The organism is Citrobacter braakii (genome assembly GCF_009648935.1).
Taxonomy (GTDB): domain Bacteria; phylum Pseudomonadota; class Gammaproteobacteria; order Enterobacterales; family Enterobacteriaceae; genus Citrobacter; species Citrobacter braakii.
The window spans coordinates 478,219-498,953 of record NZ_CP045771.1; the positions used below are offsets into that span (position 1 = coordinate 478,219).

Annotated in this window: 18 protein-coding genes and 3 tRNA genes; 2 read left to right on the forward strand and 19 right to left on the reverse strand. The window is 53.4% G+C overall.

From position 1 onward, the window contains the following. Window positions 1-53 precede the first annotated feature (53 nt). On the forward strand, window positions 54-329 hold the full coding sequence (gene yjfN / locus GFC06_RS02180) for a DUF1471 family protease activator YjfN (protein ID WP_016151420.1): 276 nt from the start codon (window positions 54-56) through the stop codon (window positions 327-329). A gap of 85 nt (window positions 330-414) precedes the next feature. Here the strand turns inward: yjfN and GFC06_RS02185 are convergent, their stop codons facing one another. The 15 genes from GFC06_RS02185 to nnr form a co-directional block, all read right to left on the reverse strand. After that, window positions 415-2,037, reverse strand: coding sequence for an isovaleryl-CoA dehydrogenase (locus GFC06_RS02185; protein ID WP_153689800.1), 1,623 nt, complete (start codon window positions 2,035-2,037; stop codon window positions 415-417). Window positions 2,038-2,166: 129 nt separating this feature from the next. Next, window positions 2,167-2,898 (reverse strand): 23S rRNA (guanosine(2251)-2'-O)-methyltransferase RlmB, encoded by a 732-nt coding sequence (gene rlmB, locus GFC06_RS02190; protein ID WP_003830482.1) that lies wholly within the window; start codon window positions 2,896-2,898, stop codon window positions 2,167-2,169. A gap of 70 nt (window positions 2,899-2,968) precedes the next feature. Further along, window positions 2,969-5,431 carry a ribonuclease R gene (gene rnr / locus GFC06_RS02195; RefSeq protein ID WP_016151418.1) on the reverse strand — a complete coding sequence of 821 codons (2,463 nt, stop codon included), beginning with the start codon at window positions 5,429-5,431 and terminating at the stop codon, window positions 2,969-2,971. Between the two features lie 38 nt (window positions 5,432-5,469). Beyond that, window positions 5,470-5,895 (reverse strand): nitric oxide-sensing transcriptional repressor NsrR, encoded by a 426-nt coding sequence (gene nsrR / locus GFC06_RS02200; RefSeq protein ID WP_003025609.1) that lies wholly within the window; start codon window positions 5,893-5,895, stop codon window positions 5,470-5,472. Window positions 5,896-6,111: 216 nt separating this feature from the next. After that, a complete protein-coding gene (gene purA / locus GFC06_RS02205) occupies window positions 6,112-7,410 on the reverse strand; it encodes an adenylosuccinate synthase (protein WP_003025606.1) in 1,299 nt (432 codons plus the stop codon). A 102-nt stretch (window positions 7,411-7,512) separates the two neighbouring features. Then, a complete protein-coding gene (locus GFC06_RS02210) occupies window positions 7,513-7,710 on the reverse strand; it encodes a DUF2065 domain-containing protein (protein ID WP_019078201.1) in 198 nt (65 codons plus the stop codon). An 82-nt stretch (window positions 7,711-7,792) separates the two neighbouring features. After that, window positions 7,793-8,797, reverse strand: a complete 1,005-nt coding sequence (hflC, locus tag GFC06_RS02215) for a protease modulator HflC (protein WP_049282118.1) — start codon at window positions 8,795-8,797, stop codon at window positions 7,793-7,795. A gap of 2 nt (window positions 8,798-8,799) precedes the next feature. Next, window positions 8,800-10,053, reverse strand: a complete 1,254-nt coding sequence (gene hflK / locus GFC06_RS02220) for an FtsH protease activity modulator HflK (RefSeq protein WP_016151416.1) — start codon at window positions 10,051-10,053, stop codon at window positions 8,800-8,802. 189 nt (window positions 10,054-10,242) lie between these two features. Next, complete coding sequence (gene hflX / locus GFC06_RS02225; RefSeq protein WP_016151415.1) at window positions 10,243-11,523, reverse strand: ribosome rescue GTPase HflX; 1,281 nt, start codon at window positions 11,521-11,523, stop codon at window positions 10,243-10,245. 74 nt (window positions 11,524-11,597) lie between these two features. Continuing rightward, window positions 11,598-11,906, reverse strand: coding sequence for an RNA chaperone Hfq (hfq, locus tag GFC06_RS02230; RefSeq protein ID WP_003025584.1), 309 nt, complete (start codon window positions 11,904-11,906; stop codon window positions 11,598-11,600). Between the two features lie 84 nt (window positions 11,907-11,990). Beyond that, window positions 11,991-12,941 (reverse strand): tRNA (adenosine(37)-N6)-dimethylallyltransferase MiaA, encoded by a 951-nt coding sequence (miaA, locus tag GFC06_RS02235; protein ID WP_016151413.1) that lies wholly within the window; start codon window positions 12,939-12,941, stop codon window positions 11,991-11,993. Next, on the reverse strand, window positions 12,934-14,796 hold the full coding sequence (gene mutL, locus GFC06_RS02240; RefSeq protein WP_153689801.1) for a DNA mismatch repair endonuclease MutL: 1,863 nt from the start codon (window positions 14,794-14,796) through the stop codon (window positions 12,934-12,936). Before mutL ends, miaA begins: the two co-directional genes overlap by 8 nt. A 9-nt stretch (window positions 14,797-14,805) precedes the next feature. Then, window positions 14,806-16,137 carry an N-acetylmuramoyl-L-alanine amidase AmiB gene (gene amiB / locus GFC06_RS02245; RefSeq protein WP_141876169.1) on the reverse strand — a complete coding sequence of 444 codons (1,332 nt, stop codon included), beginning with the start codon at window positions 16,135-16,137 and terminating at the stop codon, window positions 14,806-14,808. Window positions 16,138-16,153: 16 nt separating this feature from the next. Continuing rightward, window positions 16,154-16,615, reverse strand: coding sequence for a tRNA (adenosine(37)-N6)-threonylcarbamoyltransferase complex ATPase subunit type 1 TsaE (gene tsaE / locus GFC06_RS02250; RefSeq protein ID WP_016151410.1), 462 nt, complete (start codon window positions 16,613-16,615; stop codon window positions 16,154-16,156). Beyond that, complete coding sequence (gene nnr / locus GFC06_RS02255; protein WP_153689802.1) at window positions 16,587-18,134, reverse strand: bifunctional ADP-dependent NAD(P)H-hydrate dehydratase/NAD(P)H-hydrate epimerase; 1,548 nt, start codon at window positions 18,132-18,134, stop codon at window positions 16,587-16,589. The genes tsaE and nnr overlap by 29 nt, the downstream gene beginning before the upstream one ends. On the opposite strand from nnr, the gene queG reads away from it, so the two are divergent. Further along, window positions 18,133-19,272: a tRNA epoxyqueuosine(34) reductase QueG gene (gene queG, locus GFC06_RS02260; protein WP_047500017.1), complete on the forward strand. Its 1,140-nt coding sequence runs from the start codon at window positions 18,133-18,135 to the stop codon at window positions 19,270-19,272. The genes nnr and queG overlap by 2 nt on opposite strands. A gap of 269 nt (window positions 19,273-19,541) precedes the next feature. Here the strand turns inward: queG and GFC06_RS02265 are convergent. The 4 genes from GFC06_RS02265 to orn all read right to left on the reverse strand — a co-directional run bounded on the left by GFC06_RS02265 (window position 19,542) and on the right by orn (window position 20,641). Next, window positions 19,542-19,617: transfer RNA gene (locus tag GFC06_RS02265), tRNA-Gly, on the reverse strand. A 43-nt stretch (window positions 19,618-19,660) separates the two neighbouring features. Then, window positions 19,661-19,736 (reverse strand) — tRNA-Gly (locus GFC06_RS02270). A 43-nt stretch (window positions 19,737-19,779) separates the two neighbouring features. Next, window positions 19,780-19,855, reverse strand: a tRNA-Gly gene (locus GFC06_RS02275). Between the two features lie 240 nt (window positions 19,856-20,095). Beyond that, window positions 20,096-20,641: an oligoribonuclease gene (gene orn / locus GFC06_RS02280; protein ID WP_016151407.1), complete on the reverse strand. Its 546-nt coding sequence runs from the start codon at window positions 20,639-20,641 to the stop codon at window positions 20,096-20,098. Window positions 20,642-20,735 lie beyond the last annotated feature (94 nt).

Below are 20,735 nucleotides of genomic sequence, written 5' to 3' on the forward strand. Positions count from 1 at the left end.
GATCGCGATGGAATGCCCTGCCGTGTGTAGGGGTACGAATAATGGAGCTGACGATGAAACAATCACTTGCCTTATCCTCACTGCTGCTTTCTGCCGGACTGGTAGGTACTACGGCGCAGTCTGCCGAGTTCGCCAGTGCTGACTGTGTTACAGGCCTGAACGAAATTGGCCTGATATCTGTCAGTAACATTGCAGGGAATCCGCAGGATGTAGAACGAGTAGTCGCGTTAAAAGCGGATGAACAGGGTGCCTCATGGTATCGGATCATTCAGATGTACGAAGACCAGCAGCCCGACAACTGGCGCGTACAGGCCATACTCTATGCTTAACAGATTGCCGGATGGCGTAAACTTATCCGGCCTACATTGAATGTAGGCATGATAAGGCGCGCCAGCGTCGCCATCAGGCATATTATTACCGTAATCCCCCCGTTGCCCGCAGAAGCAAGTCGTTCAGCACCTGTTCGGACAATCGTAGTCCACCACGCGTATCGAGCATCATTTGACACCAGGCCTGCGCCACTGGCGGAGAGGCATAGCGCAACATCTGCGCCCCGCAACCGAGCAGGAAAAGCTGCTGTGTAATCTCCCGTCCCAACTCCTCACTGGGTTTACGTAAACGCTGCTGTAGTTGACGTACCATTCGATCGTAATGTCGGTCTTGCCCTTTTACCTCAGCAAAGGCTTCGCTGAGCATATCGTATATGCCGGGTTGTTTTGTCAGCACCCGCAATACATCGAGGCACATAATGTTGCCAGAGCCCTCCCAGATACTGTTTACCGGCATCTCACGATACAGGCGCGGCAATTCACTCTCCTCGCAGTAGCCAATCCCGCCGAGCACTTCCATCGCCTCTGCAACAAACGGCATACCGGCCTTGCAAACAGAGAATTTCGCTGCTGGCGTGAACAACCTGGCCCACAGAGATTCTTTGGCATCAGCGCGACGGTCCCAGGCCCGTGCCAGTCGGAACAGTAACGCCGTCTGACCTTCCAGTTGGAGCGCCATCCGACCTAATACCTGGCGCATCATCGGTTGTTCGATCAATGGTTTGCCAAAAACCTGTCGCTGGTGCGCATGGTAAATCGCGATGGAAAAAGCACGTCGCATCATGCCATGACTGCCGAGCGCACAGTCAAAACGCGTCATCCCGCCCATTTTCAGGATATGACGTATACCTTCCCCTTCTTCACCCAATAGCCAGCCAATCGCATCGTGGAATTCAACCTCGCAGCTGGCGTTGGAGCGATTGCCTAACTTATCTTTCAGCCGCTCCAGACGGATAGCATTACGCTGCCCGTCGGGTAAAAATCGCGGTACAAAAAAGCAGGATAAGCCTCCCTTTGCCTGGGCCAGTACCAAATGGGCATCGCTTTGCGGCACGGAGAAAAACCACTTATGTCCCACCAGTCGATACGAGCCGTCTGTAAGACGTTCTGCCTGAGTGGTATTGCTCAGCACATCTGACCCCCCCTGCTTCTCGGTCATTCCCATGCCGATCAATAAACCACGCTTTTGCCCTCCGGGCAGTAAATGCGAGTCATAACGGTCGCTTAGCAGCGGCGTAAACCAGTCGTGAAAGGGGGTAGGTAACATCTGAAGTAACAACGGCGTGGCGGCAAAAGTCATGGTAACCGGACACAACGTGCCCGCTTCCACCTGCGCATGCAGCATGAAACGGGCCGCCCGGGCGACAAATGTTCCCTGCCTCGCGTCTTCTTCCCAGGCCAGATTATGTACGCGATTGGCGCACAATCCCTGCATCAGTAAATGCCAGGCAGGATGAAAACGCACATCATCCAGCCGCTGACCCTGCGAGTCGTAGCGCAACAACTCGGGTGGAAAAGCATTGGCCAGACGGCCAAGCTCGAGCGACTCGGCAGTCCCTAGCTGCTGACCAATACTGGCGAGAAGATCGCTGTCCCAGCCAGCGCCTTCACGGATAACCGCTTCACACAGCGCGCCATCGGACAGATATAAGTTGCTGTTATTGAGCGGTACAGGTTGGTTAAAAACGGTATGCGTTTGCCAGTGCATTGTGTCTCCCTCCGTCAATGGCCGTCACCTTAAGTATGGTCAGGCAGAGGGCTGCACGCATGGGACAACGGTCACAAAAAAGCCATCCCGAAGGATGGCTTGAGAGAAGAGAGAAATGAGGGAGATAGTTTAGCCGCGCTGGCGTACAGCCTCAAACAAGCAGATGCCCGTCGCAACTGAAACGTTCAGCGACGAAACGCTCCCAGCCATCGGGATGCTGATCAGTTCGTCACAGTGTTCGCGGGTCAAACGACGCATACCTTCACCCTCTGCGCCCATCACCAGCGCCAGACGTCCGGTCATTTTGCTCTGGTAGAGAGTATGGTCAGCTTCACCTGCGGTTCCGACGATCCAGATATTCTCTTCCTGCAGCATACGCATAGTGCGCGCCAGGTTGGTCACACGGATCAGCGGTACGCTTTCTGCCGCACCGCAGGCCACTTTTTTCGCCGTTGCATTCAACTGCGCAGAACGATCCTTCGGTACGATAACAGCATGGACGCCAGCAGCATCGGCGCTACGCAGGCATGCCCCCAGGTTATGCGGATCGGTAACACCATCGAGGATCAAAAAGAACGGCTGATCGAGCGTAGCAATCAGATCCGGCAGATCGTTTTCCTGATACTGACGACCCGGCTTCACGCGAGCAATAATTCCCTGATGTACCGCACCCTCGCTTTTCTCATCCAGGAACTGGCGGTTAGCCAGCTGAATGACAACACCCTGTGCTTCCAGTGCGTGGATCAGCGGCAGCAGGCGTTTATCTTCACGACCTTTGAGAATAAAGACGTCCTGGAAGCGCTCAGGCGCACGTTCCAGCAGAGCCTGCACCGCATGGATGCCGTAAATCATTTCACTCATGAATGTACTCGTTAATAGTTTATGCGTAACGCGGGCAACGCGAGGTTGCCCGACTTACTGTTTATGGCTGTTATTGCGCGACTTTCTTTTTCGTCGCGCGTTTAGCTTTGGTGGCGGCAGCGATTTTAAGCGTTTTTGCCGATGGTTTTTTCGCTTTTTTATCGCCTTTCTTCTCAGCCGTTTTTTTATCCGCCTGAGGTTTGGCTCTGCCTTTCTTCTCGCCGCGGAAAGCGCTATCCGGCTCGAAATTTACTTTTTTGCCCATCTGACGACGCTTACCGGTATTTTTACCCGCATCGCCTTTTTTCGCTTTTTCACGCGCGGTTTTACCTTCATTGCGCGGTGCACGTTCGCTGGAGATCAAACTGAAGTCGATTTTACGCTCGTCCATGTTGACCGCTTCCACGCGAACTTCCACGCGATCGCCCAGGCGATACATTTGACCGCTGGATTCTCCCGTCAGACGCTGCCCAACCTGGTCAAAACGATAGTAGTCGTTATCCAGGGAGGAGACATGCACCAGACCGTCGATAAACAGCTCATCAAGACGGACGAAGAAACCAAACCCGGTCACGCTGGCGATCACGCCTTTGAAGACATTACCTACCTGATCCAGCATGAAGTCGCACTTCAGCCAGTCAGAGACGTCGCGTGTGGCTTCGTCAGCACGGCGCTCGGCCATCGAACAGTGTTGACCCAGCTGCAGCATCTCTTCCATCGAATAATGGTAGCCACCCGTTTCCGTGGTGTTGCCTTTATGGCCCTGCTCCTGCGCCAGCAGATACTTAATCGCTCGGTGCAAGGAGAGATCCGGGTAACGACGGATCGGCGAGGTAAAGTGTGCATAAGACTGCAACGCAAGACCAAAGTGACCGCGGTTTTCCGGATCGTAAATCGCCTGCTTCATTGAACGCAGCAGCATAGTTTGCAGCATTTCTGCGTCAGGACGGTCAGCAATCGACTCCAGCAGTTCAGCGTAATCACGCGGCTCGGGTTTATTACCGCCGGGCAGCTCCAGCCCCAGCTCCGCCAACACCGAACGGAACGAATTAATCGCTTCGGTCGTCGGCTTATCGTGAATGCGGAACAGTGCCGGCTCTTTGGCTTTCTCAACGAATCGCGCCGCTGAGATGTTCGCCATGATCATGCACTCTTCAATCAGTTTGTGCGCGTCATTACGCTGCGTCTGCTCAATACGCTCAATACGGCGTTCAGCATTGAAGATAAACTTCGCTTCTTCACTTTCAAACGAGATACCGCCACGCTCTTCACGCGCTTTATCCAGCACTTTGTAGAGGTTATGCAGCTCTTCAATGTGTTTAACCAACGGCGCGTACTGCTCACGCAGTTCCTGATCGCCCTGCAGCATGTGCCAGACCTTGGTGTAGGTCAGACGCGCATGGGAGCTCATAACCGCTTCGTAGAATTTAAAGCCTGTTAAGCGGCCTTTCGACGAAATGGTCATTTCACAGACCATACACAGCCTGTCCACCTGCGGGTTGAGCGAACACAATCCGTTAGACAGCACTTCCGGTAGCATCGGAACAACCTGCGATGGGAAGTAGACGGATGTGCCACGGCTGCGCGCTTCCTGGTCCAGCGGAGTCGGCGGGCGAACGTAATAGCTTACGTCAGCAATCGCCACCCATAAACGCCAGCCGCCGCCGCGCTTCTTCTCGCAGTAAACCGCATCATCGAAGTCACGCGCATCTTCGCCATCGATAGTGACCAGCGGCAGGGAGCGCAGATCGACACGTCCGGCTTTCGCTTCTTCCGGCACTTCTTCTTTCAGTCCGGCGACCTGTTTTTCGACCGCCTGAGGCCAGATATACGGGATTTCATGAGTACGCAGCGCCATATCAACGGCCATGCTGGTTCCCATGTTGTCGCCCAGGACTTCAACAATTTTACCCACCGCTTTAGTGCGACGCGTCGGACGCTGGGTCAGCTCAACCACGACCACAAAGCCCATACGAGCACCCATCACCTCTTCCGGCGGGATCAGGATATCAAAGCTCAGGCGGCTGTCGTCAGGGACGACAAACCCAACGCCAGCGTCGGTGAAGTAGCGACCGACAATCTGGCTGGTTTTCGGCACCAGTACGCGCACAATACGCGCTTCGCGACGACCTTTACGGTCCGCGCCCAGCGGCTGTGCCAACACCTGATCGCCATGAATGCAGGTTTTCATCTGCTCGCTGGACAGGTACAGGTCATCTTTGCGGCCTTCAACGCGCAGAAAGCCGTAGCCATCACGGTGGCCAATAACGGTACCTTTCAGCAGGTCAAGACGCTCCGGCAGCGCATAGCACTGACGACGAGTGAAGACCAGTTGCCCGTCACGCTCCATGGCGCGCAGGCGGCGACGCAGCGCTTCTTGCTGCTCTTCACCTTCAATGTTGAGTTCAGCGGCCAGCTCATCGCGGTTGGCCGGTTTTTCACGTTTAGTTAAATGTTCGAGGATAAATTCCCGGCTCGGGATAGGATTCGCGTATTTTTCTGCTTCGCGTTCCTGGAAAGGATCTTGTGACATCGAGGTTCCTCCATTGTCAGCTCTGATGAAGATTTTCGTCACTCCACCAGCAATAATTTATAAAGCGGTTGATTCTCTTCAACCAAATCAGCAAGTGTGTAGTTGTCCAGTTCCGTGAGAAAACTTTGCACTGCCTTAGAAAGCGCCTGTTTAAGTCGACAGGCTGGGGTAATGTGGCAAAACTCGCTGCTACAATTGACCAACGATAGTGGTTCCAGCTCGCGAACCACATCACCAATACCAATATCCTTAGCTGGTTTACCCAGGCGGATACCGCCATTTTTTCCTCGAATAGCAGTAACGAAGCCCGCACGGCTAAGTTGATTGATTATTTTGACCATATGATTACGGGACACGCCGTAGACTTCTGTCACCTCAGAAATACTGGTCATACGTCCTTCGGGAAGTGACGCCATGTAGATTAGCGCACGTAATCCGTAATCGGTGAAACTTGTTAACTGCACATCAACCTCAGGAAAAGGGATAAAACGGATAAACCTGGTGGTATTAATTACATTGATGATAAACCAGCCACCAGCCAGGTCGCTAATTTATTTCAGTTCAGGAAGGAAAAAAGCGAGGAACTTACGTGATTTTAAGCCGGATTATGATGCAAAGCGCCTCATCCGGCCTAAGATAGTGCAAGCGCAGCGCCATTCGACGCCACGCTATAACCATAATTATGCGTCGAACGGGTCGCGCAGGATCATGGTCTCAGTACGGTCTGGGCCAGTTGAGATAATATCAATCGGCACACCGGTCAGTTCTTCAATACGCTTGATGTAGTTCAGTGCTGCCTGCGGCAGACCGCTACGTTCCTTCACACCGAAGGTGGATTCAGACCAGCCCGGCATGGTTTCGTAGATCGGCTCGATACCTTTCCAGTCGTCTGCAGCCAGCGGGGTAGTCGTTACTTCACGGCCATCCGGCATACGATAAGCGACACAGATTTTCACCTCTTTCAAACCGTCCAGTACGTCCAGTTTGGTCAGGCAGAAGCCAGACAGGGAGTTAATCTGTACTGCACGGCGTACCGCAACGGAGTCCAGCCAACCGGTGCGACGACGACGACCGGTGGTCGCGCCATACTCGTTACCTTGTTTGCACAGGAACTCGCCAACGTCATCAAACAGCTCAGTCGGGAACGGACCCGCGCCTACACGTGTAGAGTAAGCTTTGATGATACCCAGAACGTAATCCACATAACGTGGACCCAGGCCGGAGCCGGTAGCCACGCCACCTGCGGTGGTGTTGGAAGACGTTACGTACGGATAGGTACCGTGGTCGATATCCAGCAGGGTACCCTGTGCGCCTTCGAACATGACGAAATCGCCACGCTTACGCGCCTGGTCCAGCAGATCGGAAACATCAACAACCATAGAGGTCAGGATGTCGGCAATCGCCATCACATCATCCAGCACTTTCTGGTAGTCAACTGCTTCAACTTTATAGAAATTCACCAGCTGGAAGTTGTGATATTCCATCACTTCTTTCAGTTTTTCAGCGAAGGTTGCTTTATCAAACAGATCGCCAACGCGCAGACCGCGACGAGCTACTTTGTCTTCATAAGCCGGACCGATGCCACGACCGGTAGTACCGATCGCTTTCTCGCCACGCGCTTTCTCACGAGCATTATCCAACGCAACGTGATAATCAAGGATCAGCGGACAAGCTTCAGACAACAGCAGGCGCTCGCGAACCGGGATGCCACGATCTTCCAGTCCTTTCATTTCTTTCATCAGCGCGGACGGTGACAGTACAACACCGTTACCGATGATGCTGATGACATTCTCGCGAAGAATACCTGATGGAATAAGATGGAGGACGGTTTTTTCACCGTTGATTACGAGAGTATGGCCTGCGTTGTGACCACCCTGGTAGCGCACAACATATTTAGCCCGTTCAGTCAGAAGATCGACGATCTTCCCTTTACCTTCGTCACCCCATTGGGTGCCCAGTACGACGACGTTGTTACCCATTTTTCAAAATCACCGTTTGCTTAAAAATGGATTCTACCACCGCTTTTTCAGATATACAGCACTTTTTGCATGCGAAAATCCGCAAAATAGGCTACTTATTGATCAGCCAATCGTTTTCCTCAACATGTAGTAGACCACAACGCCCGCAACCACAAGACCTCCACCAAAACGACGCAAAGTATTTTCGGGAAGTTGCGCCATTGCGGAAATCATTTTCTTCCACGCGCGGGGATAAAGCATAGGGCCCAGGCCTTCCAGCACCAAAACCAGCGCGAGCGCCAGCAAAATTGTTGAATTCATCCATCGTCCTTTTATAAAAAGAAAACCACCGCATCCCTGGGGATACCGGTGGTTTTGCTGGTTTAAAACCGCTGGAACTTTACTAGCGTGTCGTAGCGCTCGGTGTCTTCATGTAGCGGAAGAAATCGCTGTCCGGGCTCATGATCATCACGTCCTGGTTGCCTTCAAAGCTCTTCTCGTAAGCACGCAGGCTACGGATGAAGGCGTAGAAGTCAGGATCCTGGCTGAACGCATCGGCAAACAGTTTAGCGGCTTCTGCATCGCCTTCACCGCGCATGATGCGGCCCTGACGCTCAGATTCTGCCAGCGTTTTAGTCACTTCATAATCCGCCGTGGCACGCAGTTTTTCCGCTTCTTCCTGACCTTGTGAACGATGGCGACGCGCTACCGCTTCACGCTCAGCGCGCATACGGTTGTAGATAGCCTCAGACACTTCAGCAGGCAGGTTGATTTGCTTGATACGCACGTCAACCACTTCGATGCCCAATGCCGCCATACTGTTCGGGTTGATGACCGGTACTTTACCGTTTGTTTCAGCCTGAACACGCTCAGCCGCTTCGGCAATCGCGCTATCTGCCGCCGGTGTCGCGACTTCATCTTCCGTGCCAGCAGAACCGGAGTTCAGCGCATCACGAACTTCCAGCGTCAGACGACCGCGGGAATCGGTAACGATGTCTTTCACGTCCAGACGACCAATTTCAGAACGCAGACGGTCAGAGAACTTACGTTTCAGCAGGACTTCTGCCTGAGAAACATCGCCACCGCCCGTTGCCAGGTAGTAACGGCTAAAGTCACTGATGCGCCACTTAATGTAGGAGTCAACGATCAGGTCTTTCTTCTCTTTGGTAACAAAGCGATCGGCCTGGTTGTCCATGGTCTGAATACGCGCATCCAGCATCTTCACAGATTCAATAAACGGAATCTTGAAGTGCAGGCCTGGTGCAACAACCAGCGGCTTGTTTTCATCGTCACGCAGAACTTTACCAAAGCGCAGAGTAATCCCGCGCTCGCCTTCTTTGACCACAAAGACAGACATGAACAGAACTACCAGAACGATGATGATAATCGCAATAACTGACTTACGCATCGTTATTCCCCCTGACGCTGGTAGTCGTTACGCTGCGCGTTCGCGCGGCGTTGGTCCATAATATCGCCCTGACTGGTGGACGAGGTATTGCTTGCTCCAGTGCCGGACGTCGTTGCTGGCGGCAGACGCAGCAGGTTTGAACTGCTGTCACTCTTTGCTGCTGGCGCACTACCGCCTTTCAGCATTTGATCCAGCGGCAGAACCATCAGATTGCTGCCCTTATCGTTAACCAGGACTTTGCGGGTATTGCTCAGCACTTTTTCCATGGTTTCGATATACAGACGCTCGCGAGTAATTTGCGGTGCGGCTTTATATTCCGGCAGAATTTTTGCGAAACGAGCCACTTCACCCTGTGCTTCCAGGATGGTTCGCGTTTTGTAAGCACGCGCTTCTTCCAGAATACGCTGCGCCTGACCGTTAGCACGTGGCTGAACTTCGTTGGTGTACGCTTCTGCTTCACGGATGTACTGCTGCTCGTTTTCACGTGCTGCAATGGCATCGTCAAACGCGGCTTTTACTTCTTCCGGCGGACGTGCTGCCTGGAAGTTGACGTCCAGCAGGGTGATACCCATGTTGTACGGACGGATCGTTTCTTCCAGTTCACGCTGGGTATCGCTACGAATAACGGTACGCCCTTCTGTCAGGATACGGTCCATGGTGTATTTACCGATAACCCCACGCAGGGCGCTGTCGGTTGCCTGACGCAGACTGTCATCCGCGCTGGTTACGCTAAACAGGTAACGCTGCGGATCGGTCACGCGGTACTGCACGTTCATTTCAACGCGTACGACGTTTTCGTCAGAGGTCAGCATCACGCCGGATGCGGCAAGTTCACGCACGGCTTCCACGTTGACCGGCGTCACTTCGTCGACAAAGGTCGGTTTCCAGTTCAGACCCGGTTCAACCAAATGGCTGAATTTACCGAAGCGTGTCACCACGCCGCGTTCCGCTTCTTTAATGGTGTAGAAACCGCTGGCCGCCCAGATAATGACGATAGCTGCCGCTGCGATAGTAAAGACTCGACCACCCAATTGCGGACGAGGGCCTTGCGATGAGCTACCGCCGCCAGAACCAGCACCTTTACCGCCACCCAGGCCACCGAGCTTTTTACTCAGTTTGCGGAAGATATCATCCAGATCGGGAGGTCCCTGATCGCGACCACCTTTGTTTCCATTTCCCTCAGGGTTGCCGCCAGGTTTGCTGCTTCCCCACGGGTCGCGGTCTTGTCCGTTATTACCGGGCTGATTCCACGCCATTTTTGTGCTCCATATTTGTTATGCGATGCTATACCTGCGTATTTTGCGCTGCCGATGCGTTGGCTACGCCCTTTAATCTCAGTCACATAGTTGACTATGCTCCTGAAGATTTCAGGACTTGCCACCTTCATGCTGCACAAAACCCACAAGGTATAGAGGCGAAAAAATCTTCAGGCCATATCCGTCAGGTCAGACAATATAGTCTTCCAGTGCCGGTTCTTGTTTACAGAGGCGACGCCAGTCTACGATCGGCATACGAACCTGCAGACCCACGCTGCCGTCCTCCTCCATCCACTCTCTTTCTATTGCCTGAAGTTGGTAAAACCGGCTTCTCAGACGCCCTTCCTGCGGCGGCAAACGCAACGTATGCTGCGCCACCTCACCGGAAAGTCGCTCAGTCAAAGCCTGAAAAAGCTGTGGTATACCTATTCCCGTTTGCGCTGAAACCCAAACGCGAATGGGTTTATTCTCTTCATCTCTGTCGATACGCGGTTCAAAATCATCCAGCATATCGATTTTATTCATCACCAGCAGAGTCGGGATCTCATGCGCATCGATCTCTTCGAGCACCGTGTCGACGGCCTCGATGTTTTCCTGCACACGAAAATCTGCAGCATCAATAACATGCAGCAGCAATGTCGCCTGACGCGTTTCCTGCAGGGTGGCTTTAAACGCCGCCACCAGGTCGTGCGGCAAATGACGGATAAACCCTACGGTATCCGCCAGCACGGTTTCACCGACGTCCGCTACGTCTATACGGCGCAGCGTTGGGTCCAGGGTCGCAAACAGTTGATCCGCTGCGTAAACCCGGGCTTCGGTGATCTGGTTGAACAGGGTGGATTTTCCGGCGTTGGTATATCCCACCAGTGATACGGTTGGGACATCCGCTTTCTTGCGCGACTGTCGCCCCTGCTCACGTTGCTTTTCAACTTTTTCCAGGCGCGACTGTATTTGCAAAATGCGATTACGCAGCAAACGACGGTCGGTTTCGAGCTGGGTTTCACCCGGACCGCGCAAACCAATCCCGCCCTTTTGCCTTTCAAGGTGGGTCCAGCCACGGACCAGACGAGTAGCCATATGGCGCAACTGCGCCAGCTCAACCTGCAACTTACCCTCATGGGTGCGCGCACGCTGGGCAAAAATATCTAAAATAAGACCTGTCCTGTCGATAACAAGACACTGGCACAACTGTTCCAGGTTACGTTCCTGGGCGGGGCTTAGAGCATGATCAAAAATCACCACCGCAGCGCCAGTCGCTTTTACGGCTTCCGCAATTTCGATTGCCTTACCTTCACCAACAAAATACTTCGGGTGCGGTGCTTTACGGCTCCCGGTAATCACCTGCATTGCTTCGACACCGGCGGAAGAAACCAGAGATTCAAACTCCTGGAGGTCTTCCATATCTTTGTCTTGCGAAAAATAGATGTGTACCAGTACCGCCTGCTCACCGGCATCATAACGGTCAAACAAGCGTCAACCCCTTAATATATATCAACGGGGAACGCAGGATCGCTGGCTCCCCGTGTGTAAAACAGCTAACAACCTTATTCGGTTTCTTCGCTGTCCTGTTGCGCAGATGAACCTTGCGCGTTGCTACCGTGATGGTAGTTGCTGCCAGTGCCGCCGGTGGCATTATTGCTGTGATGAGAAACCGGGCGAGACGGGACAACAGTAGAAATCGCGTGCTTATAAACCATCTGGCTGACCGTGTTTTTCAACAGGATCACGAACTGATCAAAAGACTCGATTTGACCTTGCAGCTTAATACCATTCACCAAATAAATAGAAACTGGAACACGTTCCCGACGCAGTGCGTTCAGGAACGGATCTTGTAAAGATTGCCCCTTAGCCATTCTCTCTTTTCCTTATATGCTTATTTGTACTTTGAACCTTTCGATTCTGAAAAATTGCGCACGATACGTTTCAATTGTACACATTCAGTTCGCGATAGCACCAACAACCTGTAATACTTCGTTTCGCGCCTGGTCAGGCTTTTCACTGTCAAGCCAGTGCACCCCTTCCCAACCACGCAACCAGGTTACCTGTCGCTTCGCCAACTGCCTCGTGGCGCAAACACCTCTATAAACCATTTCATCGTATGAAATTTCGCCTTCAATGTATGACCACATCTGGCGATACCCTACACAACGAATGGAAGGCAAATCCGTATGCAAATCTCCACGGGCAAATAGCGCCCGGACTTCTGCTTCAAAACCTGAAGCCAACATCTGATGAAAACGCTGCTCAATTCGCTGATGGAGCAGTTCACGGCTCGCCGGGGCGATAGCAAACTGATGCACCTGATACGGCAAAGCATCTCCTGACGTTTGCGTCAGCTCCGTTAAAGTTTTACCCGAAATGAAAAAAACTTCCAGTGCCCGGGAAAGTCTTTGCGGATCATTTGGATGAATACGCGCCGCAGCCACCGGATCTATTTCCTGAAGCTGTCGGTGTAACGCGTCCCACCCATGCTCTGCCGCCTGCTGCTCAATTCTGGCCCTGACTTCCGGATCTGCCGACGGTAACGGCGACAGCCCTTCAAGCAAGGCTTTGAAATATAACATTGTGCCGCCCACCAGCAGCGGAATACGCCCCGCGGCGGTGATATCGGCCATCTCGGCTAACGCATCGCGGCGAAAATCCGCAGCAGAGTAAGCCTGGGACGGATCGCGGATATCCAGCAACCGGTGCGGCGCGGCCTGTAATTCATCTGCATCAGGCTTGGCTGTACCGATATCCATCCCCTTGTAAATAAGGGCGGAATCAACGCTTATCAACTCTACAGGCAAAACTTTACGCAATTCAATTGCCAGTGCCGTTTTACCGGAGGCCGTCGGCCCCATCAAAAAAATCGCCTTTGGCAGGCTCGCCTTACGGGTATCACTCATGTTTCAGGGCATTCATTACCGAATGTAAATCAACAGGTTGTAACAAACCACCCGGCGGCGCCTTCACGAGTTGTGGGCAAAGCCGCTCAACATCCGCTAACAGCGTAATCGCCTGAGCCATGCTCCACTGCGGATGCTCGCTAATCAGATTACGTGCAATCCACTGTGCAATATTGCCCGGTTCGAATTCGGACTGCTGCGCCAGGTAGCCTATCAGTTCAGGAATCAAGATTTGTAAATTTTGTTGGCGTAAGGGTAAAGGCACCGCCCGGATGGTCACATGCTGCGCATCCAGTTGAAATTCAATACCCAACTCAGCCAGTTGGCTCTGCCCTTTTTGCAGCGCCGCTTTTTCATCAGCGGTCACTTTTAGACGTAAAGGGATCAGTAACGGCTGAGCGCATACGACGCCCTGGTCCGGCGTTAACTGCGCCTGACGTAGCCAACGTTCCGCCACCGGCAATGCCAGCAACCGAATATGACCATCGCATTCGAGTAATGCGCAGTCCGTACCGACAATGGTTAGTACCCGCCCAAAGCCCTGACTGTTGCCGGTCAGAGGTGCTGATGGCGTTTCAGAAACCGGCGTTTTACGCGGCGGAACCGGCGTCTGTAGCAGTTGCTGATAAATCTCACCCTGCTGCTTTTGATATCCAGGTTGGGCATGAGGCCAGCTGGCCCCCGTCTGACGGCCACCACTACTGCCAGCGCCAGCAGATGCTGAGTAACGCGGCGTCGCAGGTTCACGCGCCGGGGCCGGTTCGGCAAAATGGTTACGCCCGGCCGCGACGCGGTTTTCCGGGATGTGCCTTGGGGCGGGCTCGTCGTCATCAGCCAACGGCAGCGGCGTTTCAAGCTGCTGTTGCAGGACGCTCAACACGCCCTGGTAAATAAAATCATGCACCAGGCGGGACTGATGAAAACGGACCTCATGTTTGGCGGGATGTACGTTAACATCCACCTGATGCGGGTCGATTTCCAGATACAACACAAAAGCGGGCTGCTGATCGGCTCCCAGCTTATCTTCACAGGCCTGACGAATAGCATGGTTGATCAACCGGTCGCGCATCATCCGGCCATTCACATAGCAGTACTGGATTTCCGCCAGCGCCGTCGTCGTGTGGTTAGGATCGGCCACCCAACCGCGCAGCGTTAAATCGCCATGCTGCCATTCAATCGCCAGCGCATGTTCCAGAAACGGCGTGCCGCAAATCGCGCCCAGTCGGCGCTCCTGCTGCCCATCCGCGGCCACTGCCCGGTACTGACGCACCACTTTGCCGTTGTGCGACAAATTAATCGTCACATCAAAACGTGCCAGCGCAATGCGGCGGATTATTTCGTCGATATGATTAAATTCAGTTTTCTCGGTGCGCATAAACTTGCGCCGCGCCGGAGTGTTGTAGAACAGATCTAACACCTCCAGCGTGGTTCCCACCGGATGCGCAGCGGGTTTAACCGTCACATCCATGTCGCGCCCTTCGGCATAGGCTTGCCAGGCTTCAGGTTGTTCTTGCGTACGCGACGTCAGGGTTAAACGAGAAACGGAGCTGATACTGGCCAGCGCTTCGCCGCGAAACCCGAGGCTCACGATGGCTTCGAGATCGTCAAGCGAGGAAATTTTACTGGTGGCATGACGCGCCAGCGCCAGCGCCAGCTCGTCTTTTTTAATCCCGCAGCCGTTGTCACGAATACGGATAAGCTTCGCGCCGCCGCGCTCAATATCAATATCAATGCGCGTCGCACCAGCATCAATACTGTTTTCCACCAGCTCCTTCACCACTGACGCAGGCCGTTCTACCACCTCGCCTGCGGCAATCTGGTTCGCCAACTGTGGCGGTAGAACCTGAATCGGCATGGCTAATCCTTAATTTGTTAACGTGTTGCCAGGCGATACCGCACTCGCGGTTTGCGCCGGTGTGCCTTGAGGCCCGGTTTGCATCGGGTGCGCCTGGAAATAGTTACGCAATCCTTTGTAAATTGCCTCGGCCAGCTGCTGCTGGTAGTCATCACTCGCCAACAGACGCTCTTCGCTGTTGTTACTGATAAAGCCAGTTTCAACCAGCACTGACGGGATATCAGGCGAACGTAATACCCCAAGGCTGGCGTGTTCCGGACGACGCTTATGCATCGAGCCAATACGTTCTAACTGGCCGATCATGCTGGTCGCTACATCATACCCAACGCGTTGCGAATGACCGAACTGCAGATCCAACACGGCCTGGCTGAGATAAGGATCGGACTGGCTGTTTGCCAGAACATCGCCCGCCCCACCCAACAGTTCCGATTGCTTTTCGTGCTGTTCCAGCCAGCCGGCCATCTCACTGTTTGCCCGACGGTTTGACAGTACCCAGACGGAAGCACCAGTGGCATCCCGGTTTGGTGCGGCATCCGCATGAATAGAGACCAGGAAGTTGGCGTTTTGTTTACGCGCAACGTCTGAACGCCCCATCACCGAGATAAAGTAATCGCCATCACGGGTGAGTACGCCTTTAAACATCGGGTCATCATTGAGCAAACTGCGCAGTTTGCGCGCTACGGCAATCGTGACGTTTTTCTCACGTGTGCCACCGGGACCAATAGCGCCAGGATCCTGCCCGCCGTGTCCGGCATCAATGGCGATAACTACTTTTTCGCCGTTACTTGTACTGGCGCGCGCCGCAGGCCGTGTGGAGGTATTACTGTTGGTTACCATCGTGGTGCGATCGTTTTCCGCTTTAAACGGATTACGCGCAGGCTCGGCAGGGCGCGGGGCGATAACCGGCGCTTCAACACGCTTCGCAACCACTGGAGGTGGTGGAGGCGGCGGAGGCGCATCAGCTTTGATGGTAAACACGACGGTATAATTGCCGCCGTTCTGGCGTTTTACGGCTTCGGCTTTGCCGTTCTCGGTTAAATCCACCACCAGGCGCAGAGACTGCGCATCTTTTGGCGTGCCGGAACGGATAGATTTCACCAGATTATTGCCGCTAAACAGCAGCGGTAACCCCTGAATCACACCGGTTTGTTTAATATCCAACGCGACGGTTCGTTTCCCGTCCTGCGAAACTGCGTATTCAGGATCGCCAATAAAGCTCAGCGTAATCCGCGCTTGCTGATTGCCATTGGACACCTGAAGATCGGAGAGGCTGGCGGCCCCTGCCTGCGCGCACAGCAGGACCAGTGTTGCCATCAGCCAGTTTCTGATGCGATAAATCATCCCGCCACCCTTAAGGTTAATCGGCTAAACGCGCCAGCAATAAATCACCCGATGAGGAGACTGCGCTTATGCGCGCTTCTCGACCTTGCGCTTGATATTCAATGTGTATTTCGACGTCCGGGTCTGGCAGTACACCTTTACCTTGTTGCGGCCATTCCACCAGGCAGATGGCGTCATTGGCAAAATAATCGCGGATCCCCATAAATTCCAGCTCCTCTGGGTCCGCAAGTCGGTACAGATCGAAGTGATATACCATCAAATTATCGAGCGAATAGGGTTCAACCAGCGTATAGGTGGGGCTTTTTACATTTCCTTTGTGACCTAACGCCTGCAGGAATCCCCGGCTGAAAGTGGTTTTACCCGCCCCCAGGTCGCCGTACAAATAAATTACCGTCGCGCCATCACAGGCTTTGGCTACCCGCAGTCCCAGGTCTAAAGTCGCCTGCTCATCAGGTAGTGGAATTACTCGATTCATCATGATAAACGTCAATCACATCAGGGTTAACAATACGCTGTAGCGTGGTAAAGAGATCTGTCGCCAGCATGCCGCGCGTACCAAAACGCGCCGCCAGCACATCCGCCGCCGCACCGTGCGCGACACATCCCGCACATGCCGCATCATACGGGGTAAGCTTCTGTCCGAGCAATGCGCCAATAATACCGGAAAGCACATCACCCATTCCGCCGCTGGCCATTCCAGCATTGCCGGTATCAATAATACCCAATTCGGCCTGTTCGGCAGCAACAACCGTACCCGCGCCTTTCAGCACGACGACGCCTCCGTACCGTTTTACCAGACGTTGTGCACAAAGTAATCGATCGTCTTCAATTTCTGCAATGGAACAGCCCAGAAGTCGCGCGGCTTCACCAGGATGCGGCGTGATCACGCGATTGTGACGTTTATCGGGGTTGATTGCCAGCAGGTTCAGCGCATCCGCATCCCAGAGCATCGGTTTGCGAAAATTTTCTACCTTTTGCAGCGCTTTTTTACCCCATTCCTGCTGACCAAGCCCAGGTCCTATCACCACAACATCCGCCCACGCCAGGCTCTCCTCCAGAGTCTGCGGCGTCAGCGCATCGACCATCAGTTCCGGTCTGGCAGTCAGAATAGGCGCAATATTTTCACTACGGGTCAGCACTTTAACCAGCCCGGCTCCTGCACGCAGCGCCGCTTCACCGGCCATGCGTATTGCGCCAGCCGTGCCGTGGTCACCACCGATGATCACCAGCCGACCGTGGGAGCCTTTGTGCGAGGTGGGTCGACGCGGCGTTAACCAGTGTACAAGCTGTTGAGCATCAAACCGTTGCAGCAGCGCGTTCTGCCCCGCCAGCCAGTCGTCCAGACCGAGTGCGTTAACATGCAGGCGTCCGGTGACATCGCGCGCTTTACCGGTTAGCAGACCAGGCTTTAACGCAATAAAGGTCACGGTGTGCGCAGCGTTGATAACCGCGCCCGGCGCCGCGCCCGTCTGCGCCAGCAAGCCGGATGGAATGTCTATCGCCACGACAGGAGCAGGATGGTGATTGGCACGTTCGATCAATACCGAGAGAGGCTCACGCGGCGCGTGTTTTAAGCCCGTGCCTGACAGCGCATCAATAATGACGTCCACGCGATCTGGCCAATTGATTTCCGCAGCATGAATGACACCACCGGCGTTAAGCCAGGCGTCGCGTGCCTGCTGTGCTTCCTCGGGGAGCGCTTTATCACTCTCCTGCGCCAGCAACGTAATATCAAGACCCTGGGCTTTGGCAAGCCTTGCCACCACGTAACCATCACCACCGTTGTTGCCATGACCACATAGCACCAGCCAGTGCTGAGCGTTTGGATATGTCTCGCGGGTGACCTGAAACGCCGCCTCTCCCGCCCGTTGCATCAGCTCGTACAACGTCAGTCCTAAACTGTCTGCCGCCTCTCGCTCCATCCGCCTGATGTCATCGGCGTGCCAAATGGAGTGTGGTATACTTGCGGGGTTTTTCTTCATTGTATGGTCCGTCATGTCAGAGCCCCTCGATCTCAATCAGTTAGCGCAAAATATTAAGCAGTGGGGGCTGGAGCTTGGCTTTCAGCAGGTCGGTATTGCCGATACCGACCTCAGCGAAGCGGAGCCCAAACTGCAGGCCTGGCTGGATAAACACTATCACGGCGAGATGGACTGGATGGCCCGTCACGGCATGATGCGCGCCCGACCTCACGAATTATTACCCGGTACGTTACGTGTCATCAGCGTACGTATGAACTATCTTCCTGCCAATGCGGCCTTTGCCAGCACGTTGAAAAACCCCTCTCTGGGTTACGTCAGCCGTTACGCGCTTGGGCGCGACTACCATAAACTGCTGCGTAACCGCTTAAAAAAGCTGGGAGAGAGGATTCAACAGCACTGCGTTTCGCTGAATTTTAGACCTTTTGTCGATTCTGCGCCCATTCTTGAGCGTCCATTAGCGGAAAAAGCCGGGCTTGGCTGGACAGGTAAGCACTCACTTATCCTCAATCGCGAAGCTGGTTCATTTTTCTTCCTCGGGGAATTACTGATCGATTTGCCCCTGCCGGTCGACAACCCAGTAGAAGAAGGATGCGGGAAATGCGTCGCCTGTATGACCATCTGTCCCACCGGAGCCATCGTTGAACCCTACACGGTAGATGCGCGCCGCTGTATCTCTTATCTCACTATCGAACTGGAAGGCGCGATCCCGGAAGAATTTCGTCCCCTGTTGGGGAATCGAATTTACGGCTGCGATGATTGCCAGCTCATTTGCCCGTGGAACCGTTACTCGCAGTTGACGACAGAGGATGACTTCAACCCACGCAAACAGCTTCATGCTCCGGAGTTAATAGAGCTGTTTAGCTGGAGCGAAGCGTGGTTTTTAAAAGTCACGGAGGGGTCTGCTATTCGTCGTATTGGTCACCTGCGCTGGCTGCGAAATATCGCTGTTGCGCTGGGTAATGCCCCATGGGATGAAGCCGTTATTCACGCGCTGGAAAGTCGCAGAGGTGAGCACCCACTTCTCGACGAACACATAGAGTGGGCGGTTGCTCAGCAAATCGAGAAGCGAAATGCCTGCGTAGTTGAAGTGCAGTTACCGAAGAAACAACGTTTAGTCAGAGTCATTGAAAAGGGTCTGCCGCGTGACGCTTAAGTCATCCACAGCTTGTGTATAAAAATAAAAACACATTGATATTCAAGAGGGAAAAAATCGTCAAGTGATCGCATTAACAATTTGAAATGATAATTAATTCAATATTTTCAAAGAGTTAAAATGATACTATTCACCCGACTAAGTTTTTTGCACTCCAGGAATAATACCCAAACCTGTGGATAAGTCTGTTTACAAGAGTATGTCAATGACGAAACAAAACGTCCCCAACGTATTTATTCGCTGTGGATATTTTTATTGGGGTAAGAATTTGGAGCGGGAAACGAGACTCGAACTCGCGACCCCGACCTTGGCAAGGTCGTGCTCTACCAACTGAGCTATTCCCGCTTGGGTGTGTCTGTGCTTTGTAGACAAAAGCACTTTCAAATTTTGGAGCGGGAAACGAGACTCGAACTCGCGACCCCGACCTTGGCAAGGTCGTGCTCTACCAACTGAGCTATTCCCGCTTGGGTGTGTCTGTGCTTTGTAGACAAAAGCACTTTCAAATTTTGGAGCGGGAAACGAGACTCGAACTCGCGACCCCGACCTTGGCAAGGTCGTGCTCTACCAACTGAGCTATTCCCGCAAATTTGTACTGCTTTTGCTGCTGCCGTAACGTGTAATTCTCTGTCGTTACGGGAGGCGCATTATACGAGAAATCCGTTTAGCTGCAACCCCCCTAAAAGCGATTTTTTCGTTTTTCTGTTTAAGTGCTGAATTTATCGGCAAGTCGTCTAATTTAGCGACAATCCAGCCTCAGTGCAAGCACGCAGGAACGATATTCGTAGGTCGGGTAAGCCACAGCGCCGCCCGACCATCCACAAAATCAAAGCTTAATAAAATGTTCGCGATAGTAAGCAAGCTCAGCAACAGATTCACGAATATCGTCCATCGCCTGATGCGTTCCCTGCTTGGTGAAGCCAGCAAGAATTTCCGGCTTCCAACGACGCGCCAGCTCTTTCAAAGTACTGACGTCAAGATAGCGATAATGGAAATACGCCTCCAGCTCCGGCATGTATTTAAACAGGAAACGACGATCCTGACCGATGCTGTTGCCGCAGATAGGTGATTTCCCTTCTGGAACCCACTCTTTCAAAAAAGCCAGCGTAGCCAGTTCAGCTTCACGATCCCCCATGGTGCTCGCCTTCACGCGATCCACTAGCCCACTACCGGTATGCGTACGTACGTTCCAGTCATCCATTAATGCCAGCTGTTCGTCGGACTGGTGCACCGCAATTGTCGGTCCTTCAGCCAGAATATTCAGGTTGGCATCCGTCACCAGCGTGGCTATCTCAATTATGCGATCGCGCTCGGGATCCAGACCTGTCATCTCCAGATCGATCCAAATCAGGTTGTTTTCATTGGCACTCATGCTATTTTCCACCCTTCAGCGTCACATTCAGTGTGACTATATTCATCTAAAATTGCGTGTATCATAAATGTTTTGCCCATTATGGGCGACCAGG